Source organism: Ralstonia sp. UNC404CL21Col (genome assembly GCF_000620465.1).
Taxonomy (GTDB): domain Bacteria; phylum Pseudomonadota; class Gammaproteobacteria; order Burkholderiales; family Burkholderiaceae; genus Ralstonia; species Ralstonia flatus.
The window spans coordinates 41672-62885 of record NZ_JIBE01000007.1; the positions used below are offsets into that span (position 1 = coordinate 41672).

Consider the following 21214-nt stretch of genomic DNA (forward strand, 5'->3'; position numbering starts at 1 on the left):
CGTTGCTTTTGCGCGCTCGAATGCCTGCGCAATCTGCAAACCGACCTATGCTGACGTAGCGGCCCCTGCAATCCCGCCGCCGGCCGCACAGCACAGGGAGGACGCCATGTCGATCTCCAGCACACTGGACGGCTGCCTGCGCAGCAAAGGTTGCCTCTACGAGGTGATTCGTCATCCGCATACCCATACCAGCACCGAAACGGCCCGGGCAGCGCACGTTCCCGGCGATCGTCTCGCCAAGACGCTACTGCTCGAAGACAAGCTCGGCTATGTCGCGGCCGTGTTGCCATCGACATATCACCTGCATCTGGCGGAGTTGCAAAAGGAATCGGGCCGCCTGGATCTCACGCTGGCCGATGAATCGGAGTTGCGCGAAGTCTTCCGGGACTGCGATGCCGGCGCCGTGCCGCCCGTGGGCATGGCGTACGGCATGCCGACCTACATCGACAGCAGCCTGATGACCCACGGCGACGTCTACTTCGAAGCCGGCGACCACGAAAACGTGGTGCATATGGACATGGATCAGTTCATGGCCCTGATGCGCGACGCCAAACCCGCCCACTTCGCGTACCGCATGCAGGGCATCCTTTTCTGAGGGCACATCGTGGCCGAGGACGTTGTCGTCACGGTCCGCAACAACGGGCCGTATCACCTCAAGGGAAGCTTCCGGATCGCCACCCAGAGCGGGCGCGAGTTGGCCGTAGAAGAAGGCCAGGCATGGCTGTGCCGCTGCGGGCACGCGTTGAACAAGCCGTTCTGTGACGGCTCGCACAAGCGCGTCGAGTTTGACAGCAACCTCGACGCGCCTGTGCCCGATGCGCCTGCTTAACGCGTAACGGGCTTGTAGCGGATGCGCTTGGGCTTGGCGCCTTCTTCGCCCAGACGCTTCTTCTTGTCGGCTTCGTATTCCTGGTAGTTGCCCGGGAAGAATTCAACGTGCGAATCGCCTTCGAACGCGATGATGTGCGTGGCAATGCGGTCGAGGAACCAGCGATCGTGCGAGATCACCATCACGCAGCCGGCGAACTCGAGCAGCGCATCTTCCAGCGCACGCAGCGTTTCGACGTCGAGATCGTTCGACGGCTCATCGAGCAGCAGCACGTTGCCGCCCGAGATGAGCGTCTTGGCCAGATGCAGGCGCCCGCGCTCACCGCCCGACAGCGTGCCGACGTGCTTCTGCTGATCGCCACCCTTGAAGTTGAAGCGGCCGATGTAGGCCCGCGACGGCGTTTCATAGCGGCCCACCGTGAGGATGTCCGAGCCGTTCGAGATCTCTTCGAAGACGGTCTTGTCTGCGGAAAGCGCATCGCGGCTTTGGTCAACGTACGCCAGCTTGACCGTCGGGCCGATCTTGATGGTGCCCGAATCCGGCTGCTCCTTGCCCGTGATCATGCGGAACAGCGTCGACTTACCGGCGCCGTTCGGGCCAATGATGCCGACGATCGCGCCCGGCGGAATCGTGAAGCTCAGGTTGTCGATCAGCAAGCGATCGCCATAGCTCTTGCTGACGTTCTGGAACTCGATGACTTCATTGCCCAGACGCTCGCCGGCCGGGATGAAGATTTCCTGCGTTTCGTTGCGCTTTTGATATTCCTGGCTGTTCAGCTCGTCAAAGCGGGCCAGACGCGCCTTCGACTTGGCCTGGCGGCCCTTCGGGTTCTGGCGCACCCATTCCAGTTCTTTCTTCAGCGCCTTCTGGCGCGCCGATTCGCTCGACTCTTCCTGCTTCAGGCGCGTCTCTTTCTGATCGAGCCAGGAGCTGTAATTGCCCTTCCAGGGGATGCCATGGCCGCGGTCGAGTTCGAGAATCCACTCGGCGGCGTTGTCGAGGAAGTAACGGTCGTGGGTGACGGCCACAACGGTGCCAGGAAAGCGCGTGAGGAACTGTTCCAGCCAGTCCACCGATTCCGCATCCAGGTGGTTGGTCGGCTCGTCCAGCAGCAGCATGTCGGGGCGAGAGAGCAGCAGCTTGCACAGCGCAACGCGGCGCTTTTCACCGCCCGAGAGGTGCTCGATCTTGGCATCCCACGGCGGCAGGCGCAGTGCGTCGGCGGCAATTTCCAGCTGCAGTTCGACGTTGTCACCGGAGCCGGCGGCGATGATGGCTTCGAGGCGCGCCTGTTCTTCGGCGAGCTTGTCGAAGTCGGCGCCTTCCTCGGCGTATGCCGCGTAGATGGCTTCGAGCTGCTTTTGCGCATCCATCACTTCGCCCAGGCCGCTCTCGACCTCTTCACGCACGGTCTTGGCGGGATCGAGCTGCGGCTCCTGCGGCAGGTAGCCGATGTTCAGGTTGGGCATCGGCGTGGCTTCGCCTTCGATGTCCTTGTCGAGGCCGGCCATGATCTTCAGCACGGTCGACTTGCCCGAGCCGTTCAGGCCGAGCACACCGATCTTGGCGCCCGGGAAAAACGACAGCGAGATGTCCTTGAGGATCTGACGCTTGGGCGGAACGATCTTGCCCACGCGGTTCATGGTGAAAACGTACTGTGACATGGCGTAGAAGCGGGGGGAAACGCATGAAATTGGGAACCCGCGGAGTGTAGCAAAGGGACAGCCCGCGCCGGGCGCGAATCGCGGATAGGCGGCGCGGCGTTTGCGGCACAATCGGCGCGATCCGGTGCAAGATAACGGCATGCCTCGCTCATCGCCCCCCGCCCCGCTGCTGACCCGCCGCGCGCTCAACCGCGCGCTACTCGACCGCCAGTTGCTTCTGCGTCGCCGTCGCATGACGCCGTTGGCGGCGATCGAGCGGCTGGTGGCGATGCAATCGCAAATTCCCCAGGCGCCGCACTACGGTTTGTGGTCACGGCTCGAGGGATTTCGCACCGAGGCGCTCGACAAGCTGTTGACCACTCGCCAAGCCGTGCGCGGCACGATGATCCGCTGCACGCTGCATCTGGCCAGCGCACGCGACTGCCAGGCGCTGCGCCCGCTACTGGAGGCGCAGATGCAGCGCATGGCCTTCAGCAACGCGGGCAAGAGCATCGCCGACATCGACCCCGCAGCATTGCGTGCGGCGGGCCGGGCCGCGTTGGCGGATGGCCCGCTGACCGCCGTGCAGTTAGGTGAACGCCTGCAACCGCTGTGGCCCAGGCATGATGCGACCGCGCTCGCGCGTGCCATTCCGTTGCTGGAACCGCTCGTGCAGGTACCACCACGCGGCCTGTGGCGTGGCTCGGGGCAAGCGACGCAGACCACCGTCGCCGACTGGCTGGGCGAGGCCGTCGAACCCGCCGCCACGGCCGGGGCCTTGGTGCTGCGCTACCTCGCCGGCTACGGCCCCGCCTCGGTGGCCGATATGCAGGCGTGGTCGGGGCTCACCCGGCTGTCGGCGGCGTTCGAGACATTACGCCCTCAACTGAAGGCCTTCGTCGACGAGCACGGCGTCGAGTTGTTCGACCTGCCGCGCGCCCCACGGCCCGATGCCGACACGCCAGCGCCGGTACGTTTTCTCCCGGAACTCGACTGCGCGCTGTTGGCACATGCAGACCGTGCCCGCATTCTCGACGATAACCATCGGAGGGCGATCTACACGAAGAACGGCATCCTGCCGCCGACGCTGCTGATTGACGGCTTTGTCGCCGGCACCTGGAAGCTGGAGATGGCGCGCGAGCAAGCCACGCTCACGCTGTCACCTTTTGCCAAGCCGGCCAAACCGGACATGAGGGCATTGGAGGAGGAAGGCGCGCAATTGCTGGCCTTTGCCGCCCCCCATTGCGCTGCGCACACCATCCGCTTCGCGCAATAAAAAAGGCGCCCGCATGGGGCGCCCTTCCGATGCTGCGGAGGCTGGGCCTCGTTACATCGTCATCATGTTGGCGTTCATGTTATGCATGACCCACAGCGAGCCGACAACGACAATCGCCAGGATCAGCAGCGTGAACAGGAAGGCCATCACGTTCCAGCGCTGGGCGGACGAGCCGTCCAGGTGCAGGAAATAGATCAGGTGCACGACGATCTGGACAACCGCCAGGGCCATCACCGTCACCAGCACCGTCTGATGCGAGTAGCCGCCGTCCATCACCATCTTGAACGGGATGGCCGTGAGGATCACCGCCAGCACGAAGCCGATCAGGTAGCCCTTGACGGTGGCATGGCCAGCGCCGCCAGCCGAATGACCGTGCGCATCGTCGTGGGCGATGGCGGTCGTTGCGTTGGTCTGTTCCATTTACATCGCTCCCAGCAGATACACGACGGTAAACACGCCGATCCACACCACGTCCAAGAAGTGCCAGAACAGGCTCAGGCACGACAGGCGGGTCGATTGCGTCGGGGTCAGGCCTTTGCGGCTGATCTGCCACATCAGGACGATGATCCACAGCATGCCGCTCGCCACGTGCAGGCCGTGCGTGCCGACCAGCAGGAAGAACGACGATAGGAATGCGCTGCGGCTTGGGCCCGCACCTTCTGCGATCAGGTGATGGAACTCGTTGATTTCCATGCCGACGAACGCGGCGCCCAGCAGCAGGGTGATGCCGAGCCACAGCATCACTTGATCCTTGCGGCCGTTCTGCAGGCTGATCATCACCATGCCGTAGGTGATGGACGACACCAGCAGAATGCCGGTTTCGATCGCCACGTACGACAGATCAAAAAGCTCCTTGCCCGTCGGGCCGCCGGCCGTCGCACCGCGCAGGACGCAGAACGTGGCAAACAGCGACGCGAAGATAATCAAGTCGCTCATCAGGTACACCCAGAAGCCGAAGACCTTGGTGTCTGCGGCATCGTGGTGGTGCGCATGGTCATGCGCGTGGTCGTGGCCGTGCGCGTGACCGTGCGCGGCGTGACCGTCTAGAACATTGGAAGCCATGGTTTAAGCCTGCGAACCGATACGTTGGAAGTAGGCCGACTCGGTCTCGTGAACCTCGTGAGCGGGCACGTAGTAATCGATGTCGTCGTTGTTGCTGCGGAGGATGAAGCTGCCGATCATGCCGACCAGACCCAGCACGGCCATCCACCAGATGTGCCAGATCAGCGCGAAGCCCATCACGATCGAGAACATGCCGATGAAGAAGCCTGCGCCGGTGTTCTTCGGCATGTGGATCTTCTCGTAGCTCGGTGCAACCTGCGTCAGCACCTCGCCGCGCGCCTTCATGTCGGCAAAGGCGTCGATGTCACGGATGACCGGCACGCGGGCGAAGTTGTAGTGCGCCGGCGGGGACGACGTCGCCCACTCCAGCGTACGGCCGCCCCACGGATCACCAGTCAGATCGGCCAGCGCATGACGGTTGCGGATGCTCACGAAGATCTGGATGAGCTGCGAAGCGATACCGCAGGCGATGATCGCGGCGCCGATCACGGCGACGATCAGCCACGGCTGCCATGCCGGGTTGTCGGTATGGTTCAGACGACGCGTCATGCCCATGAAGCCGAGCACGTACAGCGGCATGAAGGCGGTGTAGAAGCCCACGAACCAGCACCAGAAGGCGCGCTTGCCCCACTTCTCGTCCAGCTTGAAGCCGAAGGCCTTCGGGAACCAGTAGGTGATACCAGCCAGGTAACCGAACACCACGCCACCGATGATGGTGTTGTGGAAGTGAGCGATCAGGAACAGGCTGTTGTGCAGCAGGAAGTCGGCGCCCGGCACAGCCAGCAGCACGCCGGTCATCCCGCCGATCACGAAGGTGATCATGAAGCCGATGGTCCACAGCATCATCGAGTTCAGCTCGACGCGGCCGCGGTACATCGTGAACAGCCAGTTGAAGATCTTCACGCCCGTCGGGATCGAGATGATCATCGTCGCGATACCGAAGAACGCGTTGACGTTCGCACCCGAGCCCATGGTGAAGAAGTGGTGCAGCCACACCAGGAACGACAGCACGGTGATACCGGCGGTCGCCCACACCATCGACGTGTAGCCGAACAGCTTCTTGCGCGAGAACGTCGAGACGATTTCCGAGAACATGCCGAACGCCGGCAGGATCAGGATGTACACCTCGGGGTGGCCCCAGATCCAGATCAGGTTCACGTACAGCATGGCGTTACCACCGCCATCGTTCGTGAAGAAGTGCATGTCCAGGTAGCGATCAGCACCCAACAGCGCCAGCGCCACGGTCAGCACCGGGAACGCAGCCACGATCAGGATGTTGGCGCACAGGGCGGTCCAGGTGAAGATCGGCATGCGCATCAGCGTCATACCCGGCGCGCGCATCTTGAAGATGGTCGCGACGAAGTTCACGCCGGTCAGCAATGTCCCGAGGCCCGATATCTGCAAGGCCCAGATGTAGTAATCGACCCCCACGCCCGGGCTGTAGGCCAGCTCCGACAGCGGCGGGTACGCCAGCCAGCCGGTGCGAGCGAATTCGCCCACGCCCAGCGACACGTTGATCAGCACCACACCTGCAGCAGCCAGCCAGAACGACAGCGTGTTCAGGAACGGGAATGCCACATCGCGCGCGCCGATCTGCAGCGGCACGATCAGGTTGATCAGGCCCGTCATCAGCGGCATGGCCATGAAGAAGATCATGATCACGCCGTGCGCGGTAAAGATCTGGTCGTAGTGCTCAGGCGGCAGATAGCCGGCACCGCCGCCCGAGGCAACCGCCAGTTGCGAGCGCATCATGATGGCGTCGGCAAAGCCGCGCAGCAGCATCACGATGGCCAGAATGCAGTACATCACGCCGATCTTCTTGTGATCGACCGAGGTGATCCACTCATTCCAGAGGTAGGTCCACTTCTTGAGATAGGTGATCAGGCCGAACAGGCCCGCGCCACCCAGCAGAATGGCCGACACCGTCACGACCACGATGGGCTCGTGCAGCGGAATGGCCTCCAGACTCAACTTGCCAAACATCGTCAACTCCTAGGAATTCTTGGCCGCGCTCTTGGGCGCAGGCAGGGCGGACTGCACCGGCAGCGGACGCGTTGCCGCCTCAGCCGTGGCCGTCGTGCAGTTGGCGCCTTCGAGCGCCTCATCGAGCGTCAGAACCTTGTCCGAGTCACCCATGTATTTGTGCAGGATGCTGTGATACAGCGACGGGTCGACCGATGCGTACGCCGCCGGCGGCACCTTCTCGCTCGGCTTGGACAGCTCGGCGTAGCCTTCCTTGGTCAGGTTCTGCGACGAGGCGCGGACCTGCTTGACCCAGGCGTCGAACTCTTCGTTCGTCATGGCCGTGGCCTTGAACTTCATGCCCGTGAAGCCCGAGCCGCTGTAGTTCGACGACATGCCGTCAAACACGCCGGTCTCGTTGGCGATCAGGTGCAGCTTGGTCTGCATGCCCGCCATGGCGTACACCTGGCTGCCGAGCTGCGGGATGAAGAACGCGTTCATCACCGTGTCGGACGTGATCTTGAAGTTGATCGGGGTGTTGGCCGGGAATGCGAGCTGGTTGACCGTCGCGATCTTCAGTTCCGGATAGATGAACAGCCACTTCCAGTCGAGCGAGACGGCCTCGACCGTGATGGGCTTCACATCCGATTCGATCGGCTTGTACGGATCGAGCGCGTGCGTGGACTTATAGGTGATCACGCCCAGCACGATGATGATCAGGCACGGGATCAGCCACACCACGGCTTCGATGGCGTTGGAGTGCGACCAGTCCGGCTCGTAGCGGGCCTTGGTGTTGGACGCGCGGTATTTCCACGCGAACACCAGCGTCAGCACGATCACGGGGATGACCACCAGCAGCATCAGGCCGGTCGCCACCAGGATCAGCGTCTTTTCTTCAGCCGCAATCATCCCCTTCGGGTCCAGGACCGTCAGGTTGCAGCCCGCCAGCAGGAGCGGGAGGCTTGCGGCGAGGAGCCGCTTCATATGTGGAACGAGTGTGTTCTTCATGTCTTGCACAATTGCGCCGGCGATGCTTCCGGACATCACGGGAGCCCAGCAGCCCAGACAGCGGCCACAAGGGGAAAAACGCGGGAAATGAGGGAAGACCGAACTACCGGCGCCCCCGAATACAGCTGAGGTGCGGCAGCGGATCTTCGATCACATCAGGCGCCGGTCAGGGAGAAGCTGAACCCAACGCCCTCAGTTGGCGAGGCGGACTTCGCTCATGCCGGGCATGGGCGAGGTCGAACTCCGCCGCGTCGCACAAAGCGGCGGACGACAGATCGGGGGCGTGAAAGGTCGGAGCAGGCACTACGTCATGCGCCCGTTGGGGAGCGCGGTTGGAAGTGGAATGCGGGCGCGATCTTACCGCCAGACGGCGCTTCGGATCGCGCTATCTGCTCAGGCAAATAGAAAGCGACGTCGATTGACAAGTGATGTCCGAGCCGTAGGGCTAGGGTTTACGTGGCTTTGCGGGTAAGCAAATCGAAAGTGCCTGTTGTTGCACTGCGACAATCAGCCACAGTGGCGCGCAGCCGACGTTGTCCCCAAATGTGCGCGCTAGCGTGGAATGGAGGCGAGCCACCGAGGTGGCCCGCTTCCACTTTCCCCTTACGGCGTTATTGAGTCAGCAGCCCGGCGATGCGCACCAGCACCAGCCCGGCCGCCACCACGAGATAACCGCGCAGCACAAACATCCATGTGCGTTTGAGCGGTGTCCAGCGGGCGGGCGTGAGATGGTCGAGCGGCGGCATCGTCCAGTGATCGCGATCCAACACGCTCACACGCTGCGGATGCGGCGGCCGGTGCGTGCGCCGCTCGATGCGCCACAGCACCAGCGACATCACCACCGCGATCAGCGACCCGCCGAGCAGGATGGCGCCGATCTCGAATTCGCCGATGCCCGGGAAGAGCACGGCGGCCGTGAGGATGACGGACAACATCACGAGCACAGCCACTACACCGCCCGTGAAAATGTTCATCGCGCGGCCGTTCGTCCACGGGCCGAGCACCGCCTTGTCATTGCACAACAGCAGCAGGAACACTGTCGCACTTGGCAGCAGCACGCCGGCCAACGATTGCACCGCATTGGTCAACAGACCGAGCGGCACGCCGGGCGTCAGCACCAGCCCGGCGGCCAACAACGTCAGGCCGAAGTAGACCGCATAGAAGCCTTTGGCCTCCGTCGGCTTGCGATGCAGCGAATGCCGCACAGCAAAGACATCGCCAATCGCATACGCAGTCGACAGCGACACCGCACAGGCGCCGATGATGCTGGCATCCAGCAGCGCAATCGCAAACAGCACACCGGCCCAGCGGCCCGAGTGGCGCTCCAGGCCCTGCGCCGTGCCGAGCGCGTCGGTGTAGTTGCCGAACTCCGGCGTGCCGTGAAACGCCTGGGCGCTGAAGGCGATCATCGCCACCGCGCCCGCAATCACGAGGACGATGCCGAGCCAAAGGTCCGCACGCTCGTAGCGGATGAAGCGCGCCGTGATGCGCTTGTCGATCACGTAGCTTTGCTGGAAGAACAACTGCCACGGCGCCACCGTCGTCCCCACGATGGCGATGATCAGCAGCACCACCTCGGCCAGCGGCGCGCCTGCGGGCAGCGCCGGCACGAAGAAGTGGCGCGCCACCTGCCCCATCGGCGGATGCACCATCAAAAACACGGGGATCAGCGTGAGACTGCCGGCCACAAGCACCAGCGCAAAGCGCTCGAAGCGGCGGAAGTCGCCGGTGGATGCCGCCAGCATGACCAGCGCTGCGGCAGCGCACACGCCCCAGTGCCGCGGGATCCCGAGGTATTCCAGCGCGAGGCTGATGCCGATGAACTCCGTCACGAGCGTCAGCGCGTTCACCAGGAACAAGTCGATGACGGAGAAGCTGCCCCAGAACCTACCGAAGCGCGCAAAGATCAACCGTGCGTGGCCAACGCGCGTGACGGCGCCAAGGCGCAGCACCATCTCCTGGTTGACGTACAGCACGGGGATGAGCAACAACAGCGTCCACAGTAGCGTGGTGCCGTAGTTCTGCCCGGCCTGCGTGTAGGTACCGAAGGCGCCTGCGTCGTTGTCGCCGACCATCACGATCAGCCCAGGCCCGAGGATGGCGAGCAGCGTCCGCAGACGCGCGCGCCAGCTGTGACGGGCGCCCGTATCGTGATGCGCGATGGTGCCGAGCGCGCCGCGAATGTCGCCCACATGAGCGTCGTCGAGTGCGGCATGACGGGGTGGTGCGTCGATGCCCGAAGCGAATTGGGTCATATCGACCTCCGTTGGGTTGGGTGTTGTCGGATTACCAGTACGTGCGCGACAGACGCACAGCCGCTGCGGCGTAGCCATGGTTGGAAAGCGGCTGACCACCGTCACCGGCCCGGCGGTTGGAGGTCGCGGGCACGGCGTCGGCGCGCTCGGGTGCAGCAGCGCGCGGCTGCACGAATACCGAGCTGAACGGCAGTGCGATCGCCGAAAAACGGCGGGCGGGAACATTGAATTTGCGCATGACACACTCCTCGCCGCGTGCGCATCCGCGTGGCACGCAGCAATGGCCGCACGCGTTGCACACACGCGGCGGCAGAATCGAAGCGATCAAGGAGCGATGCAGACACCGCTGCCTTGCCAGGGCGGCAAGTCAGCAGCAGGGAACAACCGTGCGGCGGACTCGCCTAGTGGGAAAAAGACGTTGGGTAAGGTCGACTCGGACTGTCCATATGGGTCCTCCTACGGTTAGAACTCGGCGTGGACGCGTACGCCGAAGAACTTGGCGGGCCCGCGGTCGCGGTTGTAGCCCGGGTTCTGAATAAGCTGGAAATCTGGACTGATCGCCAGCGCCTTGGTCATCTGCAGGCTGTAGAAGACTTCCAGCACGCGCTCGTGGCCATAGTTCAAGCCGCCGTCGCCAAGAAACGCGCCGCTGCCGCCCGCGGCAAGATAGGCGCGGTGATCAGGCCCCAGCATGTTCACCGCAACGGCGACACCCAGCACATCGTTCGGGCGGCGCCACGCTGTGCCCTTCAGCAACCCGCCAAACGACACGCTTCGGCCGACTTCGGTAAAGGCATACGTTTCGGTCTTGTCGTCCGACCAGTTCAGGCGCGCGAACAAGCCGAGGTCGTCGCCGGCTTTCTGTTCGAACGAAACGCCCACGCCCAACTTGGCGTGCTCCTTGCGCACCAGCCCGACGTCTGGCGCCGCGCCGGTAGCCGCCCCCAGCGCCATCGCATCGCCGAAGCGGCCCATGCGCGCCTGGTTGCGCCAACCGAGCAAGCGCACCGTGCCCTCCTGGCCGAACACCGTGTAGCGTTTCTCCAGCTCCAGGATGTCGCCGTAATGCTTGAGGAACCGCGTGTCGAGCGGCAAGCCGTTCGATTGCTCCGGCTGCAGGAATCGGCCGGCGCGCACGGCCCAACCGTTCTCGCTGTCGATGTACTCCAGCGCCACGCCCCAGTTGTAGCCACGCGCATCGGCGGGATAGTCAAACGACGGATGCGCCATGAACGACCAGTTCATGAACTGCGTGCGCGGATCTTGCGCATATGACACCGCATCGAACACATCGGGCACCGCAAAATTGCCGGCCGTCAGCACTACGCGGCGCTTGTCGACGACGTTGGCGAACTGGTTGAAATCGGCGTCGATCTTTTCCGTGTCGCCTCCCAGGCCCCACGTCTGGCGCAGGAAAGCGCGGGCGCGGTACAGCGTCGGATTCGTCCCGGCCGTCTTCGCCAGCTCGCCGTTGGGCAATCCGCCCAGGCCGTGCAGCTCGGAGAACGCAACGCCCTGCGCGACCTCGGGGTTCACGTGAAATTCGGCGCCTTTCCATAAGCGCATCCCTAGGTCGAGCGTGGCCGTGAAGGAATAGCTCTTGGCGCGCGCAGCACCGAGGCTGTTGTCGCCGCTGTACGCAGCATCGAACGCAGGTTTGCGTTGCCACACATAGGTGGTCTGGCCATGGAAGCCGAAGCGGTCATCCAAGTCGCCGCCGGCAATGCGCGGAAGGTCATCCGCCGCGTGCGCCACCGACATGGCCGACACCACGGCCGCCGCCCCCGCCAGCAAGCGAACCCAAACCAGCGGACGCGCTGCCACCCAGACGTACTGCAGCATCGAGAAGAACAGCATGAGACCTCCCCCGCCCGCTTCTCCGACGGACGTAGGCAAACGCCGGCCGCGCCTTGCGATGGCGCGCGCAAACGCACGCAGCCACATGGCTGTGCCGGATACAACAATCGAATTCAGGAAGGGACTTACGCAGAGAACCCACGCAAGCGCCACTACCCGCCGTGCAATACGGCTAGGCAGTGGTGAGGCGCAAAAACGGTGCGCCGAGACTGTCTAGCCGTTCAATGTGCGATCGAAGATCGACTAGAACAACTGTCCATGGAGATTGACTCCGTAGCTATGACGGGGCGCAGAGTAACAAAGTGTTGTTGATGGCGGCAAGCCTTTTCTCGGGGGCGTCGCACAGCCCATTGCGCGGCGGCAACACCCCGGCATGAGGCGCCTCGCAAGCCTGTGTCGGTACACTGCTGCGACGATCGAGCGCCTGATCGACGGCGCTCACCACTGCGATATCACACGGAGGTTTTATGACGCGCTTGGCAACGCTCCTCACCACGATTGCGGCAACCCTCGGCATGGCGGCCTGCTCGGCAGCAGGCCCAGAGCAACCCAGAAACGCAGGGGAATCCAAGATGACCGAGCACACCGCTCAAGCCGCCACCTGTCAGGCGGCCGCCATTTCCGACAACGCCCTGGTCGGCAAATCCGAACAGGACGCCACGGCCCTGCTGAATGGCTGCCTCTGGCGCATCAGCGAACGCAATGGCAAGGGCTTGCCCGGCACCATGGACTACCGCGAAGAACGTCGCAACCTCGGCATCCAGGGCGGCAAGGTGATTTGGGTTCGGCGCGGGTGAAGCGTGAAGCCCGCGAAATTGAACGGGCGGACAAAAGAAAACGGCCTCCGCATGGGAGGCCGTTTTGTGATGCTGGTGCCGGCTGCAGGACTCGAACCCGCCACCTGATGATTACAAATCAACTGCTCTACCAGATGAGCTAAGCCGGCAAAGAAACGCGATTCTAACCTAACACGCGTTACTTGACGACCTTTAGCGCGGGCTTTCCACCGATGCGCGGCACGTTTGGCGGTGTCGGCTCATCTTCCGGGCCCGTTTCCGCTTCGGCGGGGACCGGCGCAGGTGCCGACTCCGAATCCACCGCGGCCAGCTTGGGCGGCGGATTGTTCTCGCGTTCGGTCGCGGCCTGTGTCGTCGGTGTGCTGCGCTCCACGGGGAACGCCATACCTTGACCGTTCTCACGCGCATACACGGCGAGCACGTTCTCGATCGGCACCTCGATCTTGCGAGACACGCCCGAGAAGCGTGCGTGGAACGTGATCCACTCGTTGCCCATGTCGAGCTGGCTGGTCGCGTCAAAGCTCACGTTCAGCACAATCTCGTCGTTCTTGACGAACTCGCGCGGCACGTTGGTGTTGTTGTCGACGAAGACAGCGATGTACGGCGTGAAGCCGTTGTCCGTGCACCATTCGTAGATTGCACGGATCAGATAGGGCTTGGTGGAAGTTTCCGACATGATGAAATCAGTGACCGTTGGGCGCGGCCGCGCGCAGGCTCAGCCCGGGCACGGCCAGCGACCCGGCGGCGATCAGCGGCGCATGACCTTTTCGGACGGCGTCAGCGCTTCAATATACGCCGGACGGCTGAAGATACGCTCAGCGTATTTCATCAGCGGGGCGGCATTCTTGGACACTTCAATGCCGTAGTGGTCCAGGCGCCACAGCAGCGGCGCAATCGCCACGTCCAGCATCGAGAACTCTTCGCCCAGCATGTACTTGTTCTTGAGGAAGATCGGAGCCAGCTGCGTGAGGCGGTCACGGATGGCTGCACGCGCCTTCTCGTGGTTCTTCTCGGCGGCCTTGCCCTTTTCGTTCTCGAGCACGGAAACGTGCGTGAACAGTTCCTTTTCGAAGTTGAACAGGAACAGGCGGGCGCGGGCGCGCTGCACCGGATCAGCCGGCATCAGCTGCGGGTGCGGGAAGCGCTCGTCGATGTATTCGTTGATGATGTTCGACTCGTACAGAATCAGATCGCGCTCAACCAGGATGGGCACCTGGCCGTACGGGTTCATCACCGCGATATCTTCCGGCTTGTTGAAGAGATCGACGTCGCGAATCTCGAAATCCATGCCCTTTTCGAACAGGACGAGGCGGCAACGCTGCGAGAACGGGCAAGTGGTGCCCGAGTACAAGACCATCATGGTTGTAGTTCCTTGGCGCATGGGCCGGGGGCGGCCCGATGACGGTACAACCGTGACGACAAATGACATCGCCACGGCACAAAAAGCGAAAAGGCAAAGGGCTAGAGCCAGTTCTCCACCGGCCTAGCCCTTGCCCGGAAAACACGGATTTTACTTGATGTCCTTCCAATAGGCCGCATTCAGGCGCCAGGCCAGCACGAAGAACACGCCAATGAACAACAATACCCACACACCGAGGCGCTTGCGCAGGTTGCCGGCGGGCTCCGCCATCCAGTCCAGATAGCTGACCAGATCGGCCACCGCCTGGTCATATTCGACCTTGTTCATCTTGCCTGGCACCGACACCTCAAAGCCGACGAGCTTCTTCTCGGCTTCGCCGTGCTCGGACTTCACTTCGGCGTACTTCGGCACTTGCTGGCCTTGCAGCTCCCACAGCACATGCGGCATGCCGACCTTGTCGAAGACGAGGTTGTTCCAGCCGGTCGGACGCGTGTCGTCACGGTAGAACGTGCGCAGATAGGTGTAGAGCCAGTCGCTGCCGCGCGCCCGGGCAATCACGGAAAGGTCCGGAGGCACAGCGCCAAACCACTTCTTGGCGTCCTCGCGGTCCATGGCGATGTGCATCGTGTCGCCGACCTTGTCTGACGAGAACAGCAGGTTCTGCTTGATCTGCTCCTCGCTCAAACCGATGTCGCGCAGACGGTTGTAGCGCATGGCGCTGGCGCCGTGGCAGTTCAGGCAGTAGTTGACGAACAGCTTGGCGCCGCGCTGCAGCGCAGACGTGTCGCTGGACTGGTTGGGCGCCGGATCGAGCGGCACGCCGCCCTCATTGGCCATCACGGGCGCGGCAAACACGAGACCGGCCAAGGCGAAAATCGCAAGCAGCTTTTTCATTCTTGTGTCCTTCATGGGTCCTTGTGCGCGGGCTCTATCAGTGCGGCGTGAACGTGACGCGCTCAGGCACTGGCTTGAAGGTCCCGATCTGGCTCCAGATCGGCATCGCGAGGAAGAACGCGAAGTACAGAATGGTGCCGATCTGCGAAACGATCGAACCGACCGGGCTCGGCGGCTGAATGCCCAGGTAGCCCAGCACCGCAAAGGCGATCACGAAGACGATCAGCAGCGTCTTGTGGAAGCCCGGGCGATAACGGATCGACTTGACCGGCGACTGGTCCAGCCACGGCAGGAAGAAGAAGATCACCACCGAGCCGCCCATCACGACCACGCCCCAGAACTTCGCGTCGATGAACGCGAAGCCCAGCGCCAGAATCACGGCCACAGCCACCGCCACGCCCTTGACCTTCATGCTCTTGGAGCGCACGAACAGCAGCCCCAGCATGATTGCGATGAAGCCCCACAGCCACGGCAGGAAGTCCGACGTGGTCGCGCGCAGCATCGAGTAGAACGGCGTGAAGTACCAGACCGGCGCAATGTGCGGCGGCGTCTTCAGCGAGTCTGCCGGGATGAAGTTGTTGGCTTCCAGGAAGTAGCCGCCCATTTCCGGCGCGAAGAACACGATCGCGCTGAAGATGAACAGGAACACCGCCACGCCGACGATGTCGTGCACCGAGTAATACGGGTGGAACGGAATGCCATCGAGCGGAATGCCGCGCTCGTCCTTCTTGGCCTTGATCTCGACGCCGTCCGGATTGTTCGAACCCACTTCGTGCAGCGCGATGATGTGCGCCACCACCAGGCCCAGCAGCACCAGCGGTACGGCGATGACGTGGAACGAGAAGAAGCGGTTCAGCGTCGCGTCCGACACCACGTAGTCACCCCGGATCCACAGCGACAGGTCCGGGCCGATCAGCGGAATGGCAGAGAACAGGTTCACGATGACCTGCGCGCCCCAATACGACATCTGGCCCCACGGCAGCAGATAGCCCATGAAGGCTTCGGCCATCAGGCACAGGAAGATCAGGCAGCCGAAGATCCAGACCAGCTCGCGCGGCTTACGGTACGAGCCGTACAGCATGCCGCGGAACATGTGCAGATACACGACGATGAAGAACGCCGACGCGCCGGTCGAGTGCATGTACCGCACCAGCCAGCCCCACGGCACCTCCCGCATGATGAACTCCACGCTCGCATAGGCGACGGGGATGCCGGCGGCGTTGAGCGTGCCGTCCGGCTTGTAGTTCATCACCAGGAAGATGCCCGTGACGATTTGGATCACCAGCACCAGCAGCGCCAGCGACCCGAAGAAATACCAGAAGTTGAAATTCTTCGGCGCGTAGTACTCGGACAGATGCGCCTTCCACAGCTCCGATGCCGGGAAGCGTGCGTCGATCCAGCCCAGCAGCCCGGTTGTCTCCACCTTCTTCTCGGCCATGATCAAGCCTCTCCTTTCTCGTCTTTACCGATCACCAGCTTCGTGTCGGACAGGAACATGTACGGCGGAACGTCGAGGTTCTGCGGCGCGGGCTTGTTCTTGAACACGCGGCCAGCCAGGTCGAACGTGGAGCCATGGCACGGGCAGACGAAGCCGGGGTCTCCGGCAAGCTGCACGTTGGCACCTGCGGGAAACGGACCGGACGGGGAGCAGCCAAGATGGGAGCAGATGCCGACCACGACCAGCAGGTCTTTATGCTCGGCACGGGAGCGGGTTTCGTTCTTGCAGTAGTCCGGCGTCTTCATGGTGAAGGGCACGTCGGACTTGGGGTCGGCGACTTCGTTATCGGTCTTCTTGAGCGATTCCAGCATGTCGGGCGTGCGTTTGAGCAGCCAGACCGGCTTGCCGCGCCATTCCACCACCTTCATCTGGCCCGGGGCCAGGTCGCTCACGTCCGCCTCTACGGGCGCGCCCGCTGCACGGGCTTTTTCAGATGGTGCGAATGTGCAAACGAAAGGGGCCGCAACTGCAACCCCTCCCACACCACCAGCCACGGACGTCGCAATCAATAGATTGCGGCGACCCTTGTCCACGTTTTGCTGGTCACTCATTCAAGACCCCAGGGTGAGAAATCAAGATAGATTCGCGTCAACCAAAAATTATACCCGAGCGTACCTGGCCAACGGTAGCGGTCGCGGGGGGCGTCCGTTGCGGATATAGTGGACGCACCGATTGCCCGCCAGCCCAGTCCAGGCAAGGCTTCGGCATGTCTCTTGCAACCTCGCTTTCAACAATTCAGGTCAACCGTTCGCTAGCTTGACCGTTTGTCTCGAATCAAACAATCCGGAGAAAACCGATGGCACTGATGCAAGACTTCAAGAAATTCGCGATGCGCGGCAACGTGATCGACCTCGCGGTGGGCGTGATCATCGGCGCGGCGTTCGGCAAAATCGTCGATTCGCTTGTCAATGATCTGATCATGCCGCTGATCAGCCGTATTGTTGGCAAGCTGGATTTCTCGAATCTGTTCATCCAGCTGGCAGAGGCACCCGCGGGCGTGCCTCATACCTTGGTTGATCTGAAGAAGGCCGGCGTGCCAGTCTTCGCCTACGGCAACTTCATCACCGTGGCGGTCAATTTTCTGATTCTGGCGTTTATCGTGTTCTTGATGGTGCGCGCCGTCACGCGCGTGATCGATGCCAACCCGCCGACGGCCCCCGCCGAAACGCCGGAAGACATCCAGCTGCTGCGCGAGATTCGCGACAGCCTCAAGAACAAGTCGTAATTGGAGCGGGCTTCACACCGGATTCGGGATATCGATGAAGGTGTGATGTACGCCAAAACGCTCGGCGAGATGATTGCCGAGAGCTCGCACGCCGCCGCGCTCGGTGGCGTGGTGGCCGGCACCGATATAGGCCACACCCGATTCACGCGCCAGATGCGTGGTCTGCTCCGACGCTTCACCACTCAGATACACGTCCACACCGGCGGCCACGGCGGCATCAAACCAGCCTTGAGCACCGCCCGTGCACCAGCCGACGGTACGCACCGGACGATTGTCGTCGCCGATCACGAGCGGCGCCCGATTCAGCTTTGCCGACACCGTCTGCGCGAAAGCGCCTAGCGTGGTCGCCTCGGGAAGCGCGCCAATCCAGCCCAGTTCATCGTCGCCGAACCGGCCTTGTGGCGTGATGCCGAGCAACGCGCCCAACTGCGCGTTGTTACCCAGATCAGGGTGCGCATCGAGCGGCAGGTGATACGCGAACAAGTTGAGATCGTGTGCCAGGAGTTGCTTCAGGCGCGCATGCTTTTGGCCCACGACACGGCCGTCCTCACCCTTCCAGAAGTAACCGTGGTGCACGAGGATGGCGTCGGCACGCGCTTCGATGGCGGCCTCAATCAAGGCCAGGCTGGCCGTGACCCCCGTCACGATGTGCGTAATGGTTTCGCGCCCTTGCACCTGTAGACCGTTGGGGCAATAGTCCCGAAAACGGGGCGCCTGCAACAGGTCGTTCAAGTACAATTCAAGTTCTTTTCGATCCATTTGGACTCAATTTCGCTCTATGTTGCGCCGCTTTTGGCTGTTTTTTGCGCAAGCCGTCACGGTCGTCCTGGCCGTCTGGTTTGTGATCGCCACGCTCAAGCCTGATTGGCTGCAGCGTGGCAAGGTCGCAGTGCAATCCGGCTCGCCCATCGTCGCGCTCAAGGAAGTCGCGCCGATCGGCCACGGCGGCACCTCCAGCAACTCCTACGCGGAAGCCGCCAAGGTCGCGATGCCGGCGGTGGTCAACATCTTCAGCAGCAAGAACGCGCCGAAGCGCGGCAGCAATCCTCAAGCCAGCGCAGATCCGTGGTTCCGCTTCTTCTTCGGCGACCGCGCCCCTGAGCAACGCCAGGAACCCACGGCCAGCCTCGGCTCAGGTGTGATCGTCAGCTCGGAAGGCTACATTTTAACGAACCACCACGTGGTCGACGGCGCTGACGAAATCGAGGTCGCCCTGACCGACGGCCGCAAGGCCAACGCCAAGGTGGTCGGCTCCGATCCGGAAACCGACTTGGCCGTCCTCAAGATCAACCTGCCGAATCTGCCCGCCATTACGCTGGGCCGGCTGGAGAATGTGCGCGTCGGCGACGTGGTGCTGGCGATTGGCAACCCGTTCGGCGTGGGCCAGACGGTGACGATGGGCATTGTCTCTGCGCTGGGCCGCAGCCATTTGGGCATCAACACCTTCGAAAACTTCATCCAGACCGACGCCGCGATCAACCCCGGCAACTCGGGCGGTGCGCTCGTCGACGCTGACGGCAACCTCCTCGGGATCAACACGGCGATCTACTCGCGCTCGGGTGGCTCGTTGGGCATCGGCTTCGCGATTCCGGTCTCGCTTGCCAAGCAGGTGATGGAGTCGATTATCTCGACGGGTAGCGTGGTCCGCGGCTGGATCGGCGTCGAGCCGCAGGATGTGACGCCGGAAATCGCCGAGTCGTTTGGCTTGTCACGCAAGGATGGCGCGCTGATTGCCGCCGTGGTCCAAGGCGGCCCAGCGGACAAGGCAGGCCTGCGCCCCGGGGACATTCTCACCAGCGTGAACGGTGAGCCGATCCTGGATACGACGGCGCTACTCAACAGCATCGCGCAGCTGAAACCCGGCGCGGAAGCCAAGGTCACCGTGTCGCGCAAGGGCAAGGCAGTGGAATTGACCATCGTTGTTGGCAAACGGCCCGCGCCTACGCGTCGCAACGTGCCGATGCCCTCGCAGGACGACGAAGAACAGCAGTAAAACGCAGGTGTCGGAATAAGCAAACGGCGGCCACATGTGCCGCCGTTTTTTATGCCCGCACGCTGAGCGTCAAGCCGACTCGTTGGCGAGGAAAGGGCCACTTTGGCTTCATTCCCTGCTCAACGAACAATCGATCCAACGTACCAAAAGCTGCGCTACGTACGTCGAGCTACCCTCGCCCCGCACCTTCGCTGCCCGCCCTGAACGTATGCCCGTCGTAAGGCAGCAAGCGCCCCTTGCCCCTGCTTCGCCTGTACGCCGATCTCACCCGCTGAAGCTCGCATGCCAGCCAAGCCGACTCCCGGCACAGTTTCAGCCATGCATGTGCGCTGCAAATCGTCCACCCAAAGAAAAACGCCGACCCCTTTCGGGATCGGCGTTTAACCGTTTAATTCGATGCGCCCTTACGAGCGCGTCAAATTAGAACTTGTGACGCAGGCCAACCGTAGCGCCGAACTGGTTGTTGCTGTTGTTCGGGCCCGAGAACACTTGGCTGCCGTTCGTCAGCGTCGTGCCAGCGTAGCTAGCGTCGTTCAGGCCGATCACGCCCAGACCCGAGCCACCGCTGTTCTTAGCATAGGCCAGGTTGAAGTACGCGTCGGTGCGCTTCGACAGAGCGTAGTCGGTGCCGACCACGAACAGCCACGGGTTGCCCGTACCGCTGTTCTTGAACTGTTGGTAGTAAGCCGTACCCGTCAGCGACAGAGCCGGAGTAGCTTGGTAACCCAGGCCAGCCCAGTACAGGTTCGAACGCAGGTTGCCGTTGCCAGCAACAGTTGCGTAGTTAGCCTTGTACCAACGGTAGCCAGCGTACAGCTTGGCCGGACCGAAGGCGTACGTGCCAGCGATCGTGGCGCGTTGTTCCTTGTTGTCGCTACCAACGGTCGTCGAGTTGGTTTGGTCGTACACTGCGCCGATACCCAGCGGGCCGCCAGCGTAGTTAGCACCCAGGCTCCACTCACGGCCGGTCTTGTTGCTGCCAGCGACTTCGTTGCCGTTGTAGTTGAACGAGTACAGAGCCGAGACGCTCAGGCCACCGAACGTACCGATGTACTTGACGGAGTTGTCAGCACGGCCAGCGAAGAACTGGTCTTGCGAGGCCAGCGAGTAACGCGTGGCGATTGCCATCGGGTCATAGATCAGCGAGAAGTCGTACAGCAGGTTTTGCTGACGACCCAGGGTCAGTTGACCCCACTGGCCTTGCAGACCGACGTAAGCGTTACGGCCGAACAGACGACCACCTTGACCCGACGTGCCGGTGTCCAGGTTGAAGCCGCTTTCCAGGTTGAAGATACCCTTCAGGCCACCGCCCAGGTCTTCAACGCCACGCAGGCCCCAACGCGAGCCCGACAGGCCGCCCGAATCCAGGCCAAAACGCGAGCCGCTCGAACCAGCGGTTGCGCCCGGCACCTTGTTTGCGTAGGTCAGACCAGCGTCGACCACGCCGTACAGGGTCACGGAGGATTGTGCATAGGCGCCACCGGCGGCCAGAGCTGCGACAGCAGCTGCAAACAGTTTCATCTTCATATCGACACTTTCCTTGTCAACTGATTGG

General features: G+C 62.6%; 21 protein-coding genes and 1 tRNA gene. 6 read left to right on the plus strand and 16 right to left on the minus strand.

What is annotated here, in order from left to right; genetic code table 11:
* Window positions 1–106: 106 nt before the first annotated feature.
* Both N511_RS0115780 and N511_RS0115785 read left to right on the plus strand, forming a co-directional pair.
* Window positions 107–595, plus strand: coding sequence for an aminoacyl-tRNA deacylase (locus N511_RS0115780; RefSeq protein WP_027680200.1), 489 nt, complete (start codon window positions 107–109; stop codon window positions 593–595).
* A 9-nt stretch (window positions 596–604) separates the two neighbouring features.
* Window positions 605–829: a CDGSH iron-sulfur domain-containing protein gene (locus tag N511_RS0115785; protein WP_027680201.1), complete on the plus strand. Its 225-nt coding sequence runs from the start codon at window positions 605–607 to the stop codon at window positions 827–829.
* On the opposite strand, the gene ettA is transcribed toward N511_RS0115785, so the two are convergent.
* The gene (ettA, locus tag N511_RS0115790) at window positions 826–2493 is read right to left on the minus strand and encodes an energy-dependent translational throttle protein EttA (protein ID WP_009241971.1); all 1668 of its coding nucleotides are present in this window, start codon (window positions 2491–2493) and stop codon (window positions 826–828) included. The two genes, N511_RS0115785 and ettA, sit on opposite strands and share 4 nt — an antisense overlap.
* Window positions 2494–2617: 124 nt before the next feature.
* On the opposite strand from ettA, the gene N511_RS24315 reads away from it, so the two are divergent.
* The gene (locus tag N511_RS24315; RefSeq protein WP_197032063.1) at window positions 2618–3748 is read left to right on the plus strand and encodes a winged helix DNA-binding domain-containing protein; all 1131 of its coding nucleotides are present in this window, start codon (window positions 2618–2620) and stop codon (window positions 3746–3748) included.
* Between the two features lie 51 nt (window positions 3749–3799).
* On the opposite strand, the gene N511_RS0115800 is transcribed toward N511_RS24315, so the two are convergent.
* The 7 genes from N511_RS0115800 to N511_RS0115830 form a co-directional block, all read right to left on the minus strand.
* The gene (locus tag N511_RS0115800; protein WP_027680202.1) at window positions 3800–4168 is read right to left on the minus strand and encodes a cytochrome o ubiquinol oxidase subunit IV; all 369 of its coding nucleotides are present in this window, start codon (window positions 4166–4168) and stop codon (window positions 3800–3802) included.
* Complete coding sequence (cyoC, locus tag N511_RS0115805; RefSeq protein ID WP_027680203.1) at window positions 4169–4810, minus strand: cytochrome o ubiquinol oxidase subunit III; 642 nt, start codon at window positions 4808–4810, stop codon at window positions 4169–4171.
* 3 nt (window positions 4811–4813) lie between these two features.
* Window positions 4814–6793: a cytochrome o ubiquinol oxidase subunit I gene (gene cyoB / locus N511_RS0115810; RefSeq protein WP_027680204.1), complete on the minus strand. Its 1980-nt coding sequence runs from the start codon at window positions 6791–6793 to the stop codon at window positions 4814–4816.
* A gap of 9 nt (window positions 6794–6802) precedes the next feature.
* Window positions 6803–7756, minus strand: a complete 954-nt coding sequence (gene cyoA / locus N511_RS0115815) for a ubiquinol oxidase subunit II (protein ID WP_102067474.1) — start codon at window positions 7754–7756, stop codon at window positions 6803–6805.
* A 635-nt stretch (window positions 7757–8391) separates the two neighbouring features.
* A complete protein-coding gene (locus N511_RS0115820; protein WP_027680206.1) occupies window positions 8392–10035 on the minus strand; it encodes an Nramp family divalent metal transporter in 1644 nt (547 codons plus the stop codon).
* Between the two features lie 31 nt (window positions 10036–10066).
* Window positions 10067–10273, minus strand: coding sequence for a hypothetical protein (locus tag N511_RS0115825; RefSeq protein WP_027680207.1), 207 nt, complete (start codon window positions 10271–10273; stop codon window positions 10067–10069).
* Window positions 10274–10497: 224 nt separating this feature from the next.
* Window positions 10498–11892 (minus strand): carbohydrate porin, encoded by a 1395-nt coding sequence (locus N511_RS0115830; RefSeq protein WP_027680208.1) that lies wholly within the window; start codon window positions 11890–11892, stop codon window positions 10498–10500.
* A gap of 572 nt (window positions 11893–12464) precedes the next feature.
* Here N511_RS0115830 and N511_RS0115835 point away from each other — a divergent pair.
* Window positions 12465–12689 carry a hypothetical protein gene (locus tag N511_RS0115835; protein WP_051530957.1) on the plus strand — a complete coding sequence of 75 codons (225 nt, stop codon included), beginning with the start codon at window positions 12465–12467 and terminating at the stop codon, window positions 12687–12689.
* Between the two features lie 73 nt (window positions 12690–12762).
* Here N511_RS0115835 and N511_RS0115840 read toward each other — a convergent pair.
* The 6 genes from N511_RS0115840 to petA all read right to left on the minus strand — a co-directional run bounded on the left by N511_RS0115840 (window position 12763) and on the right by petA (window position 16992).
* Window positions 12763–12838 (minus strand) — tRNA-Thr (locus N511_RS0115840).
* Between the two features lie 29 nt (window positions 12839–12867).
* Window positions 12868–13365 (minus strand): ClpXP protease specificity-enhancing factor, encoded by a 498-nt coding sequence (locus N511_RS0115845; protein WP_027680210.1) that lies wholly within the window; start codon window positions 13363–13365, stop codon window positions 12868–12870.
* 72 nt (window positions 13366–13437) lie between these two features.
* On the minus strand, window positions 13438–14049 hold the full coding sequence (locus tag N511_RS0115850; protein ID WP_004634649.1) for a glutathione S-transferase N-terminal domain-containing protein: 612 nt from the start codon (window positions 14047–14049) through the stop codon (window positions 13438–13440).
* Between the two features lie 150 nt (window positions 14050–14199).
* On the minus strand, window positions 14200–14943 hold the full coding sequence (locus N511_RS0115855; protein ID WP_027680211.1) for a cytochrome c1: 744 nt from the start codon (window positions 14941–14943) through the stop codon (window positions 14200–14202).
* A 37-nt stretch (window positions 14944–14980) separates the two neighbouring features.
* Window positions 14981–16384, minus strand: coding sequence for a cytochrome b (locus N511_RS0115860; protein WP_027680212.1), 1404 nt, complete (start codon window positions 16382–16384; stop codon window positions 14981–14983).
* Window positions 16384–16992: a ubiquinol-cytochrome c reductase iron-sulfur subunit gene (gene petA, locus N511_RS0115865; RefSeq protein ID WP_009241960.1), complete on the minus strand. Its 609-nt coding sequence runs from the start codon at window positions 16990–16992 to the stop codon at window positions 16384–16386. The genes N511_RS0115860 and petA overlap by 1 nt, the downstream gene beginning before the upstream one ends.
* Before the next feature lie 245 nt (window positions 16993–17237).
* Between petA and mscL the strand changes: the two genes are divergently transcribed.
* Window positions 17238–17666 carry a large conductance mechanosensitive channel protein MscL gene (gene mscL, locus N511_RS0115870; protein ID WP_027680213.1) on the plus strand — a complete coding sequence of 143 codons (429 nt, stop codon included), beginning with the start codon at window positions 17238–17240 and terminating at the stop codon, window positions 17664–17666.
* A 12-nt stretch (window positions 17667–17678) separates the two neighbouring features.
* On the opposite strand, the gene N511_RS0115875 is transcribed toward mscL, so the two are convergent.
* The gene (locus N511_RS0115875) at window positions 17679–18425 is read right to left on the minus strand and encodes a Nif3-like dinuclear metal center hexameric protein (RefSeq protein ID WP_027680214.1); all 747 of its coding nucleotides are present in this window, start codon (window positions 18423–18425) and stop codon (window positions 17679–17681) included.
* Window positions 18426–18444: 19 nt separating this feature from the next.
* Between N511_RS0115875 and N511_RS0115880 the strand changes: the two genes are divergently transcribed.
* Complete coding sequence (locus N511_RS0115880) at window positions 18445–19659, plus strand: Do family serine endopeptidase (protein ID WP_027680215.1); 1215 nt, start codon at window positions 18445–18447, stop codon at window positions 19657–19659.
* A 420-nt stretch (window positions 19660–20079) separates the two neighbouring features.
* Here N511_RS0115880 and N511_RS0115885 read toward each other — a convergent pair whose 3' ends face one another.
* Entirely contained in the window at window positions 20080–21186 is a 1107-nt protein-coding gene (locus N511_RS0115885) for a porin (RefSeq protein ID WP_027680216.1), read from the minus strand.
* Window positions 21187–21214 lie beyond the last annotated feature (28 nt).

Bases quoted from the DNA above. Each gene is read 5' to 3' on its own strand.
- N511_RS0115835 (WP_051530957.1), top strand. From the start codon at position 12,465: ATGACCGAGCACACCGCTCAAGCCGCCACCTGTCAGGCGGCCGCCATT.
- N511_RS0115875 (WP_027680214.1), bottom strand. From the start codon at position 18,425: ATGGATCGAAAAGAACTTGAATTGTACTTGAACGACCTGTTGCAGGCG.
- N511_RS0115820 (WP_027680206.1), bottom strand. From the start codon at position 10,035: ATGACCCAATTCGCTTCGGGCATCGACGCACCACCCCGTCATGCCGCA.
- N511_RS0115830 (WP_027680208.1), bottom strand. From the start codon at position 11,892: ATGCTGTTCTTCTCGATGCTGCAGTACGTCTGGGTGGCAGCGCGTCCG.
- mscL (WP_027680213.1), top strand. From the start codon at position 17,238: ATGGCACTGATGCAAGACTTCAAGAAATTCGCGATGCGCGGCAACGTG.
- cyoA (WP_102067474.1), bottom strand. From the start codon at position 7,756: ATGAAGCGGCTCCTCGCCGCAAGCCTCCCGCTCCTGCTGGCGGGCTGC.
- N511_RS0115845 (WP_027680210.1), bottom strand. From the start codon at position 13,365: ATGTCGGAAACTTCCACCAAGCCCTATCTGATCCGTGCAATCTACGAA.
- N511_RS0115825 (WP_027680207.1), bottom strand. From the start codon at position 10,273: ATGCGCAAATTCAATGTTCCCGCCCGCCGTTTTTCGGCGATCGCACTG.
- petA (WP_009241960.1), bottom strand. From the start codon at position 16,992: ATGAGTGACCAGCAAAACGTGGACAAGGGTCGCCGCAATCTATTGATT.
- N511_RS0115780 (WP_027680200.1), top strand. From the start codon at position 107: ATGTCGATCTCCAGCACACTGGACGGCTGCCTGCGCAGCAAAGGTTGC.
- N511_RS0115800 (WP_027680202.1), bottom strand. From the start codon at position 4,168: ATGGAACAGACCAACGCAACGACCGCCATCGCCCACGACGATGCGCAC.
- N511_RS0115850 (WP_004634649.1), bottom strand. From the start codon at position 14,049: ATGATGGTCTTGTACTCGGGCACCACTTGCCCGTTCTCGCAGCGTTGC.
- N511_RS0115880 (WP_027680215.1), top strand. From the start codon at position 18,445: ATGTTGCGCCGCTTTTGGCTGTTTTTTGCGCAAGCCGTCACGGTCGTC.
- N511_RS0115855 (WP_027680211.1), bottom strand. From the start codon at position 14,943: ATGAAAAAGCTGCTTGCGATTTTCGCCTTGGCCGGTCTCGTGTTTGCC.
- cyoB (WP_027680204.1), bottom strand. From the start codon at position 6,793: ATGTTTGGCAAGTTGAGTCTGGAGGCCATTCCGCTGCACGAGCCCATC.
- ettA (WP_009241971.1), bottom strand. From the start codon at position 2,493: ATGTCACAGTACGTTTTCACCATGAACCGCGTGGGCAAGATCGTTCCG.
- N511_RS0115885 (WP_027680216.1), bottom strand. From the start codon at position 21,186: ATGAAGATGAAACTGTTTGCAGCTGCTGTCGCAGCTCTGGCCGCCGGT.
- cyoC (WP_027680203.1), bottom strand. From the start codon at position 4,810: ATGGCTTCCAATGTTCTAGACGGTCACGCCGCGCACGGTCACGCGCAC.